The organism is Paraburkholderia sp. 22098 (assembly GCF_052045935.1).
Taxonomy (GTDB): Bacteria; Pseudomonadota; Gammaproteobacteria; order Burkholderiales; family Burkholderiaceae; genus Paraburkholderia; species Paraburkholderia caledonica.
Map to the genome: position 1 here is coordinate 634829 of NZ_JBQEPV010000002.1, position 15597 is coordinate 650425.

Genomic DNA, 15597 nt, shown 5'->3' on the forward strand with positions numbered 1-15597 from the left:
TTACGGATACCGTAATAAACCGGCATCTGCCACGCATCGGCTAGTCCACGCGTGCAAGGCTCCCGCCCGTCTTGCGCGCGCCTCGCCTGGGCGAATCGGTCGGCGCAGAATTCACCGCGACCACTGGCGCAGCATTCTTGTGTTTCGTGCCGCGCATCGTTGCGAGCGTATCGAACAGTCGCTGCACGTCGGTCGCGTTCGACGGCGCATCGAAATACAGCGCCATGCGTTCGAGCATCTGCAGTGCTTCGGGTGCGCGACCGCCTTCCTGCCGCAAGCCGGCCAGTGCCAGCGACGCGCGCAGTTCCCACATTCTTGCGCCCTGTGAACGCGCCATGTCGATTGCCTTGACGAAGCAGGATTCGGCGTCGGCGAGCTTGCGCTGCGCGTGCGCGGCGACTCCGAGCACGCGCCACAGTTCGGGCGCGAACACCATCTCGCCGTTGGCCTCGCAAAACTGAAGCGTATCGGTGAGCCGGCGCGACGCTTCGTCGATACGTCCTGCGGCCACGAGCGCCTCGGCATAGGCGCTGATGAAGAGCGTGATGAGGCGCCGGAAACCACGCTCGATCAGCGCGTTGAGCGAGGTTTCCAGTAGCGCGATGCCGCGCTGCTGATCGCCGCCGAGAATGTCGCGATACGCGCACAGACAGTTGCAGTAGTCGCGCCAGACATCGAGGCCATGCAGCGCCGCCTGCGAGCGCATGATCTCCAGATAAACCGCGCCGCGCTTGAGATCGCCGCACATCAGCGCGAGCGGTGCGGCCGAGGCGCCGAGCGTGTGCGTGAGCAATGGCTCCATGATGTCGGGGCGCACGAGCCCGACGAGCGTATCGACGAGCTTCATCGCCTCGCCACAATGTCCTTCGAGCCACGCAATGCGCGCGAGCGTGCCGTTGCAGTAGACAAGCGGATGGACGGCGATCGTGTTGTCGCGCTGCCCGCTGTATTCGAGTTCTGCAAAGCGGTCGCGCGTGCGCAGCAGTTCTGCTTTCGCCTCGGCATGTCGGCCGAGGCAATGCAGCGAAATCGCGACAATCTGATCGGCCAGCGTTTCCTGCCACGGGTTCGCGCGAGCGTGCGCGAGCTGCCGCAAGCGCTTCGCGAACTGCATCGACTCGTGGATGTTGCCGCTCGAAATCATGGTGGTCCACAAGCCCCAGAGCGAGCGTGCCTGAAATGCCGCGTCACCGTGTTCGGTCGCGAGCGTGAGGACATTGCGCCACAACTGCTCAGACGTCGACACAGCGCCGCGCACGTGCGGCAGCGCGGAAGCCAACGCCGCGCGTACGCGCATCTCGCCGAGCGCATCGACGCTGCCGGCGGGCAGCGTGTCCAATGCATCGACCGCGCGGCTTGCGCGCTCACAGCATTCCGCGATCATTCCATTGTCGAGCAGCGCACCCGTGAGATTCGATGCGAGTTCGATGCCCAGGTGCACATCGCCGTCGGCGGAAAACGCCCAGTCGTCTGCGGTGCGTGCGTCGTCGAACGTGTGCCTGAGGGCCGCGGCGCTATCCGCGTTGCCACCCACCGTCTGCGCCGTGTGTGCCATGAAACATTGCGACAGATAGCGCGCGTGGCGCAAGGCCATGTCCTGCCGCTCGCCCTCGGCTTGCAGCTTTTCGAGCGCATACGCACGCGTCGATTCCAGCAGACGGTAGCGCGCCACGGGGCCATCGAACTCCACGTTCACGAGCGACTTGGCAAGCAGTTCGCTGATCGCGCTGATCGCATCGGCCACCGTCAGCGACGCGTCGCATGCGACCGCGCACATCGCTTCAAAGCTGAAGACGCCGCCGAATACCGCGGTTCGTCTGAAAAGCGCTTGCGAATCCGAATCGAGCAGCGCGAAGCTCCAGTCGAACGTCGCGCGCAAGGTCTGGTGGCGCGGCAACGCCGTACGATAGCCGCCCGCGAGTATCGCCATGCGGTCGTCGAGCCGTTGATGCACACCGACCACGCCGAGTGTCACCACGCGCGCCGCCGCCAGTTCGAGCGCAAGCGGAATGCCGTCCAGACGCCGGCATATTTCGCCGACGAGCCGCAGTTCCGCGCTATCCGCGGCGACTTCGCGCTGCAGCGAGTTGGCGCGCAGCAAAAACAGGCTGACAGCGGATTGCTGCAGAATCTGCGCGTCAAGGCAGCCAGGCTGCGGCACGTCGAGCGGCTCGACCCGCAGAATCGCTTCGGCCATGATGCGCAACGGCTCGCGGCTCGTTACGAGCACTCGCAAATTCGCGTTGGCAGCGACCAATGCCTCGACCATCTCAGCGACGTGCTGGACCACGTGTTCGGCGTTATCGAGCACGAGCAGACGGCGCTGGTCCGCCAGCACCAAGGCGATTTGCGCGAGGTCCGGCGTCCCGTGTTCGACCGGCAACCCGCAGCCTTGCGCGGTGGCGGCCAGCACTTCGTCGCGCGTGCCGAGCGTGGCCAGTTCAACGAACCACACGGGCTCCGCGAAATCTGCGGCGGCATGACGGGCGGCTTCGATAGCGAGACTCGTCTTGCCGATGCCGCCTGCGCCGGCTAGCGTCAGCACGCGCGTGTGTTCGAGCATGGAGCGGATTTGAGCGATGGCCGTGTCGCGTCCCACGAGCGGCGTGCGCGGAGGCGGAAGAGAGCGCCCGGCGGGCGCAGGCATTGGCGGCGTCGCGGTGCTGGCGGCTCGATGCCGCTGCACGAGTTGATAGCCGCGGCCAGGCACGGTCAGAATCAGATCGCGATCCGCGCCGAGAATCTTGCGCAGTGCAGACAAATGCACCTGAATATTATTTTCTTCGACGATCGTATCCGGCCATACGGCGTCCATCAACTCGTCTTTCGTGACGAGGCGTCCACCGGCCTTGACGACCATTGCGAGAATCTCGAAGGCGCGCGAGCCGAGCGGCACACGTTCGCCGTCACGCCATAAGGTGCGCAGTTCCAGATCGATTTGAAAGCGGCCTAGTTCAATCATGTCGTTTTCAACTTCCGGGACAACGTGCTTGGTGAGAAGAACCTGCAGTGCGACAAGACGGAAGTTACCGCATCAAATCGTTCGAGTCTTGTCGGTTAGTGCGATGCTTTGTACGAAAGTCCATTTGCATGGGCTGCGCACCGTGAAAAATGGGTGCTACCGGAATGACGTCTTCTATCGGCAAGCCTCACGACGCCAATGTCCTGGCGGCATGCCGACGAGCTGCGAAAACGTGCGCGTGAAATGGCTCTGATCGGAAAAGCCGCAAGCCATGCCGATCTCCGAAAGCGAATGGTTCGAGTGCTTGAGAAGCTCGCGAGCCTGGTCGATACGCCGCTCCAGTAGCCATTGATGCGGCGTGCGCTGCGTGGTCTCGCGAAATGCTTGAATGAAGTAACTGCGCGACAGATTGCACGCACTGGCTATCTCTTCAATGGACACATTGCCCTGAGATCTGGCGAGCAGCATCTCTTTTGCGCGGGCTTCCTGCAACGCGGACAAGCCCCGGTTGTTGCGGTTCGACCGACGCGATGCCTCGCCGTAGCGATCAAGCAGATGCGTGCCGATGGTCACGCCGAGTTGTTCGATGAAGAGCGGACTTGCCTCGCTTTGCGCATTGAGCGTGAGCGCGAGCACCTGCGCGAGATGTCCGAGCACCGGATCTTTGCGGCCCGCAACCGTTGCGATACGCGCAAGGCCGCTGCCGCCGCGCTCGTGGCAGGCGTCGCTGACAAAATTGCGCGACAGTTCGATCAGTACGAAGTCGAAGCCGCCAAGCAGTTCGGCGCGGTAGTCGTCGGCGAAATCGCGGACGTAGACGCAGTCGCGCTCGAACTCGTGCGTGACCCAGCGATGTTGCGAATAGATGCGCCGGCGGTGTCCTGTTTGCAGCGATACGCCGATCAGAAAACCACGGCCCGAGCCGTCCATTGTGACGGGACTCGTGTCGCTGCCCAACGTGCATTTGCGGTAAAACTTGAATTCGCCGGTGTCGAGTTCGAGGTCCTGGCGCAGCTGACTCGACAGACACCCGAGGGAGTCTTTAGGACGTGCGGCCGTGGCGGCGGATGCATGAATATCGTTGAACATTTCGTCACCTCGGGTCGTCGCAGCGCCTCAACTGCCGTTAGTCGTTACTCAAAAATTATCATTTGTAAGTTATTTGTCATTATGCCGGGTTTTCCCGAGGTTGGGAAACGTCGATAAAATAATGTGCGCTCAAATAATAAGCATCAAACATCATAAGAATTACGTGAGCCCCGGCCTTCGGAGCTTTGCTGCTTATCACAAATCACCGACGCTCAAAAAGCAACGCGATTTATTTTTGTGATCGACATATTGCCGTAACGGATTTTCGCTCGGAGGATTCGCGTCGCGGCATTCATGTATTCGCGACGCTTCTATTAATCGGACTCGCAATTCGGAGCCGATCGCATCGGCGCTTCGCGCGGCGGCAATCTGCGTCAAAAGAATCTAGACGCGAAGGGAAAGGCAGGGGCGGCGCCGCTAGAACGCGGCGCGGCCGCCAGGTTTAGCTCTGCAGGAATTCGAGCAGGTCGGCGTTGACCTTGTCTGCTTGCGTCGTGCACATGCCGTGCGGTGCGCCGGCATAGACCTTCAGCGTCGCATTCTTCACGAGCTTGGCCGACAGACGGGCCGAGTCGTCGATCGGCACGATCTGGTCGTCGTCGCCGTGAAGGATCAGCGTGGGCACGTCGATCTTCTTCAGGTCCGCGGTGTAGTCGACCTCGGAGAACTGCTTGATGCACTCATACTGGCCTTTGATCGAGCCGAGCATGCCTTCGCGCCAGAATTCGTCGATCGTGCCTTGCGAAATTTTCGCGTTCGGACGATTGAAGCCGTAGAACGGCACCGCCAGGTCCTTGTAGAACTGCGAGCGGTTCGCCGCCACGTTCGCGCGAATGCCGTCGAACACGGACATCGGCAAGCCGTTCGGATTGGCTTCCGTCTTGACCATGATCGGCGGCACGGCGCCGATCAGCACGGCCTTGGCAACGCGCGACGTGCCATGGCGGCCAATGTAGTGAGCGACCTCGCCACCGCCCGTCGAATGGCCGACGAGCGTGGCTTCCTTCAGGTCGAGCGCCTCGATCACGGCGGCCAGATCGTCCGCGTAGGTGTCCATGTCGTTGCCGTGCGACGGCTGGTCCGAGCGGCCATGGCCACGACGGTCATGAGCGATCACACGGTAGCCTTTCTGCACGAGGAACAGCATCTGTGCGTCCCATGCGTCCGCATCGAGCGGCCAGCCGTGCGAAAAGACGACCGGCTTACCCGAACCCCAGTCCTTGAAGAAAATGCGCGTGCCGTCCCTGGTCGTGACCGTGTTCATGGTGTGTCGCTCTCCGTGCTTTGAGTGAGAAGAATTGCCCGCATGGCTGCTGCCGCCGGCCGTTGCCGCTAGCGCGACGCCCGGCGCTGCGATAGCGGCAACGGCCGCACCTGCGCCTGCTGCGAGCAACTGGCGGCGGTTCGCCGATGGAATTGCGGATGAGTTGGCCAAATTTTTTCTCCGTGCGTGTGACGTTGTGATGTGCGTGCCGGCGAAACGCGACGCGGCATCGCAGAGTTGCGGATCCTACGGGCGCGAATATTTCCCGTACTTTCAGATTGCTTAATTGTTGTTAAGGCGGATGACTGAACCTGTGCCGCCAGTGGCGTGAGCGAGAGAGGCCAGTGCGCTATCAGTCGTGGCGTCCCGACTCGAACAGGAACCACACGCGCTGCTCGGCTTCGTCGATCCAGTTTTCGAGCAGGCTCGCAGTCGCGACGTCGCCGTATTCATCGCACAACGAATGCGTTTCGCGCATATAGCCGGCGAGCGCCAGGTTGTCCTCGCGCAGTTCCGCGAGCATGTCGCCGGGCGTGACGAAGTCGGCGTCGTTATCGGCGATACGTTGCAGCTTCGTGATGTGGCCGGCCGAGCGCAGCGTTTTGCCGCCGATCTTGCGGGCGCGCTCCGCGATCGGATCGGTCGTCGCGTAGATCTGGTTCGCCTGGTCGTCGAGCAGCAGGTGATAGTCGCGGAAGTACGGCCCGGACATATGCCAATGAAAGTTCTTTGTCTTCAGATACAGCGCGAATACATCGGCGAGCAGGGTGGTCAATGCGGCGGCGATGTCACGAGTCGCGTCTTCGGTGAGGCGAGTCGGCGTCCTGAGCGATGCCGCGCGATGCGCCGCTGCCTGCTTTAGGTCTTTCATGGCGAGTCCTTGATCGGGGGTGGTGAGTGGCGCTGCGAGCGTGACCGTTCATATGCCCATTGAGCGCCCAGCCAGTGTAGGAAGAGCACGTGCATAAAGTCCTGCAAAAATAATGAAAACTTCTGAGGCGCGTGCGCCACTCGCGGCGATTGTTTTCGCGGACGCGACACGAACCGTTTTGAGAACCGGCAACAGGAACCAGCCTCACCAACCAGCATTAAGAACTTGCATTAAGAACTATTAAGGGCTTCGACAAGGACCTGGCAAAGCGCCGCCGATAGACTGCCTCCCAGTTCGACTCGCCATCCAGGCGAGCGCGGCACGTCTCATCAGCCTGCCTGTCCTTTCTCTCACGGAGCCCGCCATGTCCAAAGACCTGTCACCCGGATTCACCCCGGCCGAGGTCGTCTTCTTCAACGGCAAGATCGCGACGCAGGACGAGAAGCGCTCGTTCGCCGATTCGCTCGCCGTCGCGAATGGCCGCGTTATCGCCGCTGGCTCGCGCGATGCCGTGATGCGTCACGTGAACGACGCCACTCGCCATGTCGACCTGAAAGGCCGCACGGTCATTCCGGGTCTGAACGACTCGCACCTGCACATCATTCGCGGCGGTCTGAACTTCAACATGGAGTTGCGCTGGGACGGCGTGCCGTCGCTCGCGGACGCGCTCGACATGTTGCGCAAACAGGTGGCCCGCACGCCCGCGCCGCAGTGGGTTCGCGTGGTGGGCGGATGGAACGAATTCCAGTTCGCCGAGCGGCGCGGCCCGACGCTGGAAGAGATCAACGCGATCGCGCCGGATACGCCGGTCTTCATCCTGCATCTGTACGACAGCGCGCTTCTCAATGCGGCGGCGCTGCGTGCGGTCGGCTATACGAAAGACACGCCCAATCCGCCGGGCGGCGAGATCCAGCGCGACAAGCGCGGCAATCCGACCGGCATGCTGATCGCGCGGCCCAACGCCGGCCTGCTTTACGCGACGCTCGCCAAAGGTCCGAAGCTCGCGCTGGAAGACCAGCGCAATTCGACGCGTCACTTCATGCGCGAGTTGAACCGGCTCGGCGTGACGAGCGCAATCGACGCGGGCGGCGGCTATCAGGCTTATCCGGACGACTACGCGGTCATCATGGAAATGGCGAAGCACAATGAGTTGACCGTGCGTATCGCCTATAACCTTTTCACGCAGAACGCGAAGAAGGAAATCGAAGACTTCGCGAAGTGGGTGAAGATGACGAAGCCCGGCGAAGGCGACGACTTCCTGCGCGTGAACGGCGCGGGCGAGATGCTGGTCTTTTCCGCCGCGGACTTCGAAGACTTCCTGGAACCGCGGCCCGATCTGCCCGACACGCTCGAAGCCGAACTCGAGGCCGTGGTCCGGTTGCTTGTCGCGAACCGCTGGCCGTTCCGTCTGCATGCCACTTACAACGAGTCGATCGAGCGTTTTCTCAACGTGTTCGAGCGCGTGAACGCGGACATTCCGTTCGACGGCCTGCGCTGGTTCTTCGACCATTGCGAGACCATCACGCAGCAGAACATCGAGCGGGTGCGCGCGCTCGGCGGCGGCATCGCGATCCAGCACCGGATGGCGTATCAGGGCGAGTACTTCATCCAGCAATACGGCGAAGAGGCAGTCAAGCACACGCCGCCGATCCGCCAGATGCTCGACGCGGGTCTGCCGGTCGGCGCGGGCACGGACGCCACGCGCGTCGCCAGTTTCAATCCGTTCGTCTCGCTGTACTGGATGGTGTCGGGCAAGACGGTTGGCGGCACGGCAATGTATTCGAGCGCGAACAAGCTCGATCGCATGGAAGCGCTGCGCCGCTATACGGTCGGCAGCGCCTGGTTCTCAAATGAAGACGACCGCAAGGGCGCGCTCATGCCGGGCCACTTCGCCGACTTCGCCGTGTTGAGCGACGACTACTTCAGCGTCGAGGAAACCAGCATCAAATACCTCGAATCGGTGATGACAGTGGTGGGCGGCAAGGTCGTCTATGCGGCCGACGAGTTCGCGCCGCTCGCACCGCCCGATCTGCCAGTGAGCCCGTCGTGGTCGCCGGTGGCGGAGTTCGGCGGCTACAGCCGCTATAAGCCGACCGCCGTCGCCTGCGTGGACGGCTGCGTGAATCTGTGCGGCGTGCATGCGCATGCGCATGGCTGGGCATGGCGCAAGAACGTGCCCGTCAGCGATTCCAACGGCTTCTGGGGTGCGCTCGGCTGCAGCTGCTTCGCGTTCTGACGCGCGGCGCGCTGCTCTACTTGCCTGATCTTCATCGTGCCTTGCCGTAAGCGGGAATCACTATGCCGACTCTGACCGATGGCGTGCTCTATGGGCTCGGCATTCTGGTTCTCGACTTCCTCGCTTGGCGCTTCATGGGCCGCCGCAACGCGAACGCGCGGCTCGCGTTGCGCGTGATCATGTTTGGCCTGTCGAGCTATGTGCTCTTCACGCACGGCATGAATCCGCTGCGCGAGGCGCCGTGGGGCGCGGAGCCGGTGCGCCATCTGCTCGCGCAGATTCTCGAAGTGATCTGGTGGCTGCAGGGAGCGCGGCTCGTGACCGTCGTGCTCGATCGAATGGTGCTGCCCGAGACCTGGCACAAGGAGCGTCTGTTTCAGGACGTGCTCGGTGCTCTCGTGTTTCTGGCCGCCGCGGTCGGCGCGATCGCGTTCGTGTTGCAGTTGCCGGTGCGCGGGCTGCTCGCCACCTCGGGAGCGGTTGCGGTGGTGCTGGGTCTCGCGATCCAGAGCACGCTGAACGACGTGTTTTCCGGCGTCGTGCTCAACGCGACGCAGCCGTTCCGCATAGGCGACTGGATCACCATCGGCGAAGTGGAAGGCAAGGTGGTGGAAAGCAACTGGCGCGCGACGAGCCTGCTGAACGGGCAGGGCAACATCGTCGTGATCCCGAACAGCGTGGCGGCACGCACGAACATCGTCAATGCGAACCGGCCGATGGATACGCATGGCGTGAGCGTGCTGCTGCCCGTGAAACCGTCGATTCGTCCGGCGACCGTTCTGCAGGCGCTGATGCACGCCGCCGCCAGTTCGCCCGAGGTGCTCGCCGAGCCGAAGCCGCTCGTGAGCGTGAAGCGCGCCACCAACGACGCGATCGAGTACGAGATCGTCTGCTACGTCGACGCATGGAACAAGAAGATCGGCGTGCGCAACGACCTGTATGACCTCGCGCACCGGCATCTGCTGTCGCGCGGCGTGGTGTTGCGGCCATTGTCGGTAGCGGAGCCCACGGGTGAGCCCACGGACGAAAAGCAGCGGCTGTTGCACAACGTCCTGATCTTCCAGACGCTCGACGACGCGGAGATCGCCGAGCTCGCCGGCCAACTGACGCTGCACGAGTTCGATGTCGACGACACGATCTATACCGCCGCCGACGAAGGCGGGCATGAGCTGCACATTCTCGCGCGCGGGGTTGCGAAGGCCGTCGTGCAGAAAGACGGCGGCGAGGTCGAATTGCGCAGGCTCGCGCCAGGCGACTCGGTGGGCCAGTCGGGAATACTCGCCGGCATGAGAACCGGGGTAGTCGTGCGCGCGGTCACACGCGCCACGGTGTTCCGGCTCGACAAAAGCGCGCTTACTCCGATCCTCGCGCGGCGCCCCGAAGTCGCGCGGGAAATGTGCCGGTTGCTCTCGGTCCATCACGAAAGCGAAAAGATGCTGCTTGCGACATCGGCCACCGCTGATGAGGGCAGCGGCGGGCTGCTGCAATGGATCCGCGACGGCGTGCGGCGCTTTCACGAGCTTGCACTGTGAGGGGGCGGCCATTCGAATTCAGCTTTCGCTTAAGGCTTTTTAAGGTCGCGCCAAGGCTTTTATCGACGGCAATCGGTACGCTGAATGGGATCGCAAGGCGGCCCGTTCCGAGCCGCCATGCGCTGCATCGTGCGCAAACGAGGGCCCGATGGCGACGAGGCCCGCGCAGATCGCCGGCGATCGGCATATGGAGGAGGTGACATGAAGAAAACCATTGCGGGCATCGACATGCCCGACAGTGCGATGGCCCGTGGGGCAACCGAACGGATTCGCGCGACCGAGTCTGCGTTGATGTTCCATCACGCGCAGCGGGCGTTTCTATTCGGTGCGCTGACTGGCTACCGCGAGAACATGGTTTTCGACGTGGAACTGCTTTATGTGGGCGCGATGTTTCACAACGTGGGCCTGAATAGCGTGCATCGGCGTTCGTCGTGCCGCTACGAAGTGGACAGCGCGAACGCCGCGCGCGATTTCATGCGCGAGCATCGGGCGGCGGCAAGCGCGATCGACGAAGTATGGATGGCGATTGCATTGCACACGACGCCGGGCATTCCCGAGCATCTCGCGCCGCTCGTCGCGTTGCTCGCCGCGGGCGTGCAGATGGACGTGCGCGGTGCGCGCTACGACGAATACGCCGTCGACGAGCGTGACGAAATCGTGCAGGCGTGTCCGCGCGAAGTGGGTTTCAAGAAGCGGATTCTCGAGGAATACGCGCGCGGCATGGAACATCGCCCGCAAACGACGTTCGGCACGGTCAACGCCGACGTGCTCGACCGATGGGATCCGAATTACCGGCGTCTGAATTTTTGCGGGCTGGTGCTTGGTTCGGAATGGCCGAACTGACCCGGCCTCGATAGGAGATTGGCATGGGCTACATCATTTCACTGGGAGTCGGCTTCGGCGTCGGACTTCTCTACTGGCTGCTCAAGGTGCAGTCGCCGGCGCCGCCGTTGATCGCGCTCGCCGGCCTGCTCGGCATGGTGCTCGGCGAACACGCGATACCTGTGGTGAAGGCACAGCTCTTTCCACAGAGCGCGGCCGTAGAGGCAGCATCGCCTTCGTCGACATTGCCGGTTGCCGCGCCGATGCCTGACAGCTCCGCGCAAAAGCCGGGCGCACCCGGCGCCACGAAACAGGGCGGTTGATTGCAGATCGAGGCGCAGGTCCTGATCTGAAGCCATGACTCAAAGCCTTGGCTCAACCGCTGGCCCGCTCCCAGGTGCAACCCGTATCCGCCGGATCCGGATTGCACTCGAATTCTTCCAACATCGTCAGGTAGATCACATGATCCATTTGCTTCAGCGTTTTCGTCCTCTCGCGGCCGTTTCCGCCGCGTTGCTGATCGGCCTCGCGCCGCTCACCTCCGCTCACGCCGATGCCGGCCCGCCCGAAGTCGCGACCGCCAACACCGCGCTCGCCGCGCGCCAGCCGGATGTGTCGGTCGGACCGCAATACGACACGACCCACGTGTATGTTGCGTCAGCGGATCTGGACGCGTTCGTCAACAGCTTTATCGCGACGTTCGGCGGCAAGGCGTCGCCGCGCGCGGTGTTCACCGTCACGCCGACGCCCAGCAAGACCGCGTCGCAATATGTGCAGACGCCGGTCGGCATGCTGTCGGTGTTCGGCTTCGAAACGCCGGTTCCGTATCCGTTCGGCAATGAGCGCACGGGTTATCTGGTCACGAATATCGATCAGGCGGTGAAGGCGGCACGCGCGGCGGGCGCGGATGTACTCGTGGACAGCTTCGACGACCCCATCGGCAAGGACGCGATCATCCAGTGGCCGGGCGGTCTGACGATGCAGCTCTACTGGCACACGAAGGCGCCGAACTATGCGCCGCTGCAGAGCGTGCCGGATAACCGCGTGTATGTGTCGCGCTACGAGGCCAACAACTTCGTGCGCCGCTGGCTGCACTTTTCGCACGGCAAGATCGTCTCGGACAACCCGCGCGCCGATGCCGGCGTGATCGGCCGCCCGGGCGAAACAATCCGCGAGATTCGCATTGCCTCGGGCTTTGGCCGCATGGTGGTGTTCGTCACCGACGGCAAGCTGCCGTTCCCGTTTGGCCGCGAAACGACCGGCTATGGTGTCGACGATCTTGCACAGACGCTGCAGCTCGCGCAGGCGGCTGGCGCGAAGGTGGTTTATGCGCCGTATAACAGCGCAACGGGCAAGACGGCAGTGCTCGAATTCCCGGGCGGATATATCGCCGAAGTGCACGATGGCCGATAAAGCGCGCGCAATCAGAGCGCTGCTGACAGTGGGGCCGCGTCGGCCGCGTTCGTCAGAGCGAGCCGCGCGAGCGCGGCTTGGGCGGGGCGCTGCGCTGGGTGCTTGGCTGCTCGGCAAGCAGCCCGCAGCGAGCCTCAAGGCCAGCCTGAGCGCACGGCTCACGGTGGGGCTTACCGTGGGGCTTACGGCGGGGCTCACAGCGGGGCTAACGGCGGCACTGCCGGCAATGGCAGCCGACACCGCGCTTGGCAGCGCCGACGACACCGCGGCCGTGAGCGCTCCGGCGGCAAGCACCTCGTGCGCGCGCCCGACGGTGATGTTCAACCGCTGGCAGGAAAACTGGTCGGCGCTCGCGAATCCTTGCGTACCCAAGCGCCCGTTCGACTCGCTCAAGTACATTCCGCTGTTCGGCAATCCCGACGCGTACGTGTCGCTCGGCGTCGTGCTGCGCGAGCGGGTCGAAATGAACGACGCGCCGCTCTTCGGTCTCGGCGCGGGGCACGACGATACGTATCTGCTGCAACGCCTCGAAGTGCATGCGGACGTGCACCTCGGTCCTCACGTGCAGATCTTCACCCAGTTCGAGGACGCCCGTCCGTACGGCAAGGACAATGTCACCCCGGTCGACAAGAATCCGCTCGACTTGCGCCAGGCGTTTGTCGCTATCGTCGAGCCGCTCGGCCCGGGCGTTGTGAAGTTCCGGCTCGGCCGTCAGGAGATGGCGTTCGACTTGCAGCGGTTCATCTCCGTGCGCGACGGCCCGAATGTGCGCCAGGCCTTCGACGCGATCTGGGCCGACTACGAGACGGGTTTGTGGCGTTGGATCGCGTATGCGACGCAGCCGGTGCAATACCGCGACAACAGCGATTTCGACGACGTGTCGAACCGGCATCTGACGTTCAGCGGTGTGCGCGTCGAGCGCAAAGCGGTCGGCCCCGGCGACGTATCCGCGTATTACTCGCGCTACAACCGCAGCAACGCGCGTTTTCTCGACGCGACCGGCGACGAACACCGCGATGTATTCGATGCACGCTATTCCGGCACGCTGAACCACGTCGACTGGGACATCGAGACGATGTATCAGTCGGGGCACGTAGGCACGAAAACGATCGGCGCGTGGGCGGTCGGCTCGCTCGCGGGCTATACGTTCGCGTCGACGCCGTGGACGCCGCGCGTCGGTATTCAGGTGGATGCGGCTTCCGGTGACACCCATCCTGGCGATGGCCGCGTCGGCACCTTCAATCCGCTCTTTCCGAACGGCTACTACTTCGCGCTTGCGGGTTACACCGGCTATACGAACCTGATTCACGTGAAGCCGTCGCTGATCGTCAAGCCGACGAGCAAGCTCTCGCTGCTTGCGGGCGTTGGCCTGCAATGGCGTGAGACCACCGCCGACGCTGTCTATCAGCAAGGCTCGGCGGTCGTGCCGGGCACGGCGGGACACGGCTCGCGCTGGACCGGTTTCTATACCCAGTTGCGCGCCGACTGGGCAGTCACCGCGAATCTCGCGGCGGCGCTCGAAGCCGTGCATTTCCAGGTGGGACCGTCGCTGCGCGAACTCGGCGCGCGCAACGCCGACTACATCGGCGCGGAACTGAAGTTCGGGTGGTAGCGGGTAGGTAGGTAGCGGCCGATATCGGATCGATTGAGGCCGTCACGAAAACAAAGGTCATCGTTATGAGCACTTCCGGTCTATCGCCCGATGTGGCGCAACCGTCCGAGCTGGAGTTCCCGTATTCGTCGCTCGAATACCGGCAACATCAGATGTTCCCGCGTCTGTCGCCTGCGGAAATTCAAAGCCTGCGCCGCTTCGCGCGGCCGATGAACTTCAAGGCAGGCGAACTGATCTTCGAGACCGGGCAGGTCGCGCTGGGGCTTTTCGTGTTGCTGCATGGCCGCGTGAGGATTTTTTCGCGCGACAGCTTCGGCCGCTCGACGCTCGTGACCGAGCACGACGACGGCCATTTCATGGCGGAGATGGCGCAGCTTTCCGGCAAGCCCGCGCTGATCGACGGCCTCGCGCTGACCGATGTCGAGACGCTCGTGATCGAGCCCGAGCGTCTGCGAGCGCTGATCGTCGCCGATGCGCAACTCGGCGAGCACATCATGCGCGCGCTGATTCTGCGCCGGCTCGGACTGATCGAGCAGGGGCTCGGGCCGATCATCGTCGGTAATGGCGACGACGCACGCCTCGTGGGATTGCAAGGCTTCCTGCGGCGCAATGCGTATCCGGCGACCGTGATCGACGCGCGTTCCGATCCCGAAGCCGTGACCCTGCTCGGCGGCATGACAACCGGGCCCGGCGACTTTCCGCTCGTGTTCTGCCCGAACGGGCATGTGTTGCGCGCGCCGGACGAGGCGCAACTCGCGTCGTGCCTCGGACTCGTGCCGACCTTCGAACAGTCGCACAGGTACGACGTCGCGATCGTCGGCGCGGGTCCGGCCGGACTGGCGGCGTCGGTCTATGCGGCTACCGAGGGGCTCTCGGTGGCCGTGTTCGATCAGCGCGCGCCAGGCGGCCAGGCCGGCGCGAGTTCGCGCATTGAAAACTATCTGGGCTTTCCGACCGGCATCTCCGGGCAGGCGCTCGCCGCGCGCGCGTTCCAGCAGGCGCTGAAGTTCGGCGCGCACCTTGCGATTCCAGGCAAGGTCACCGAAGTAACGCGGCAAGACGGGATGTTCGTGCTGACGCTCGTCGACGGCCAGCGCATAAGCGCGCGCACGGTCGTGGTGGCGAGCGGTGCCGCATACCGCAAGCCGACCGTGCCGGGCTTCGAACGTTTCGAGGGGCGCGGCACGTATTACTGGGCGTCGACCATCGAAGCGAAGCTCGTCAAAGGCCAGGACATCGTGCTGATGGGAGGCGGCAACTCGGCGGGCCAGGCCGTGGTGTTTCTCGCGAACTTCGCGCGCAGCATCCGCATGCTGATTCGCGGCCAGGACCTCAACGCAAGCATGTCGAAGTATCTGATCGACCGCATCGGCTCGCTGCCGAATGTGTCGTTGTGCACCGGCTGCACGCTGCGCGGGCTGGAAGGCGATGAAGCAGGGCTCACGCATCTACGCGTGCGCCACGAAGCGAGCGGCGAAGAGGAAGTCCTGGCTTCGCGGCATCTCTTTCTCTTTATCGGCGCGGAGCCCAAAACGGATTGGCTCGCCGCAAGCGGCGTCGAGCTCGACAATCGCGGCTTTCTCCTGACCGGCATGGCGAGAAGCGGGCAGGGCGCGTCGGCGGCCAGTGTGCACTATCCGCTCGAAACCAGCGTGCCGGGCATGTTCGCGGTCGGCGACGTGCGCTCGGATTCCGCGAAACGTGTCGCCGCCGCGGTCGGCGACGGTGCGGCCGTCGTCGCCCAGATCCATGCGTACCTCAGCCAGTCCACGAAGCTCGCGGCCACCCCCTGACGG

The 15597-nt window shown here is 63.6% G+C and carries 11 protein-coding genes; 7 read left to right on the forward strand and 4 right to left on the reverse strand.

Going from position 1 to position 15597, the window contains the following annotated elements; translation table 11 throughout:
- Positions 1-40: 40 nt before the first annotated feature.
- From ACTJLB_RS06170 to ACTJLB_RS06185, 4 genes are all read right to left on the reverse strand, one after another.
- The gene (locus tag ACTJLB_RS06170) at positions 41-2962 is read right to left on the reverse strand and encodes an ATP-binding protein (protein WP_440782772.1); all 2922 of its coding nucleotides are present in this window, start codon (positions 2960-2962) and stop codon (positions 41-43) included.
- A 174-nt stretch (positions 2963-3136) separates the two neighbouring features.
- Positions 3137-4051, reverse strand: a complete 915-nt coding sequence (locus ACTJLB_RS06175; protein WP_020066124.1) for a helix-turn-helix transcriptional regulator — start codon at positions 4049-4051, stop codon at positions 3137-3139.
- Between the two features lie 442 nt (positions 4052-4493).
- Positions 4494-5315, reverse strand: a complete 822-nt coding sequence (locus tag ACTJLB_RS06180; protein WP_310359333.1) for an alpha/beta fold hydrolase — start codon at positions 5313-5315, stop codon at positions 4494-4496.
- 352 nt (positions 5316-5667) lie between these two features.
- The gene (locus ACTJLB_RS06185) at positions 5668-6186 is read right to left on the reverse strand and encodes a Dps family protein (RefSeq protein ID WP_020066121.1); all 519 of its coding nucleotides are present in this window, start codon (positions 6184-6186) and stop codon (positions 5668-5670) included.
- A 364-nt stretch (positions 6187-6550) separates the two neighbouring features.
- Between ACTJLB_RS06185 and ACTJLB_RS06190 the strand changes: the two genes are divergently transcribed.
- From ACTJLB_RS06190 to ACTJLB_RS06220, 7 genes are all read left to right on the forward strand, one after another.
- Positions 6551-8422, forward strand: a complete 1872-nt coding sequence (locus ACTJLB_RS06190; RefSeq protein ID WP_087754586.1) for an amidohydrolase — start codon at positions 6551-6553, stop codon at positions 8420-8422.
- Positions 8423-8484: 62 nt separating this feature from the next.
- Positions 8485-9954 (forward strand): mechanosensitive ion channel domain-containing protein, encoded by a 1470-nt coding sequence (locus ACTJLB_RS06195; RefSeq protein ID WP_440782773.1) that lies wholly within the window; start codon positions 8485-8487, stop codon positions 9952-9954.
- Positions 9955-10155: 201 nt separating this feature from the next.
- Positions 10156-10797 carry a phosphohydrolase gene (locus tag ACTJLB_RS06200; RefSeq protein WP_440782774.1) on the forward strand — a complete coding sequence of 214 codons (642 nt, stop codon included), beginning with the start codon at positions 10156-10158 and terminating at the stop codon, positions 10795-10797.
- Positions 10798-10820: 23 nt separating this feature from the next.
- Positions 10821-11099: a DUF1427 family protein gene (locus ACTJLB_RS06205; protein WP_408194292.1), complete on the forward strand. Its 279-nt coding sequence runs from the start codon at positions 10821-10823 to the stop codon at positions 11097-11099.
- A gap of 139 nt (positions 11100-11238) precedes the next feature.
- Positions 11239-12189 (forward strand): glyoxalase, encoded by a 951-nt coding sequence (locus tag ACTJLB_RS06210; protein ID WP_440782775.1) that lies wholly within the window; start codon positions 11239-11241, stop codon positions 12187-12189.
- Entirely contained in the window at positions 12179-13801 is a 1623-nt protein-coding gene (locus ACTJLB_RS06215) for an alginate export family protein (protein WP_440782776.1), read from the forward strand. Before ACTJLB_RS06210 ends, ACTJLB_RS06215 begins: the two co-directional genes overlap by 11 nt.
- A gap of 65 nt (positions 13802-13866) precedes the next feature.
- A complete protein-coding gene (locus ACTJLB_RS06220) occupies positions 13867-15594 on the forward strand; it encodes an FAD-dependent oxidoreductase (RefSeq protein WP_425180812.1) in 1728 nt (575 codons plus the stop codon).
- The last annotated feature ends 3 nt before the right edge of the window (positions 15595-15597 follow it).

What these genes read in the sequence shown, in the direction of transcription:
- ACTJLB_RS06205 (WP_408194292.1), top strand. Translation starts at nt 10,821, where the DNA reads ATGGGCTACATCATTTCACTGGGAGTCGGCTTCGGCGTCGGACTTCTC.
- ACTJLB_RS06210 (WP_440782775.1), top strand. Translation starts at nt 11,239, where the DNA reads ATGATCCATTTGCTTCAGCGTTTTCGTCCTCTCGCGGCCGTTTCCGCC.
- ACTJLB_RS06215 (WP_440782776.1), top strand. Translation starts at nt 12,179, where the DNA reads ATGGCCGATAAAGCGCGCGCAATCAGAGCGCTGCTGACAGTGGGGCCG.
- ACTJLB_RS06220 (WP_425180812.1), top strand. Translation starts at nt 13,867, where the DNA reads ATGAGCACTTCCGGTCTATCGCCCGATGTGGCGCAACCGTCCGAGCTG.
- ACTJLB_RS06175 (WP_020066124.1), bottom strand. Translation starts at nt 4,051, where the DNA reads ATGTTCAACGATATTCATGCATCCGCCGCCACGGCCGCACGTCCTAAA.
- ACTJLB_RS06195 (WP_440782773.1), top strand. Translation starts at nt 8,485, where the DNA reads ATGCCGACTCTGACCGATGGCGTGCTCTATGGGCTCGGCATTCTGGTT.
- ACTJLB_RS06190 (WP_087754586.1), top strand. Translation starts at nt 6,551, where the DNA reads ATGTCCAAAGACCTGTCACCCGGATTCACCCCGGCCGAGGTCGTCTTC.
- ACTJLB_RS06170 (WP_440782772.1), bottom strand. Translation starts at nt 2,962, where the DNA reads ATGATTGAACTAGGCCGCTTTCAAATCGATCTGGAACTGCGCACCTTA.
- ACTJLB_RS06200 (WP_440782774.1), top strand. Translation starts at nt 10,156, where the DNA reads ATGAAGAAAACCATTGCGGGCATCGACATGCCCGACAGTGCGATGGCC.
- ACTJLB_RS06185 (WP_020066121.1), bottom strand. Translation starts at nt 6,186, where the DNA reads ATGAAAGACCTAAAGCAGGCAGCGGCGCATCGCGCGGCATCGCTCAGG.
- ACTJLB_RS06180 (WP_310359333.1), bottom strand. Translation starts at nt 5,315, where the DNA reads ATGAACACGGTCACGACCAGGGACGGCACGCGCATTTTCTTCAAGGAC.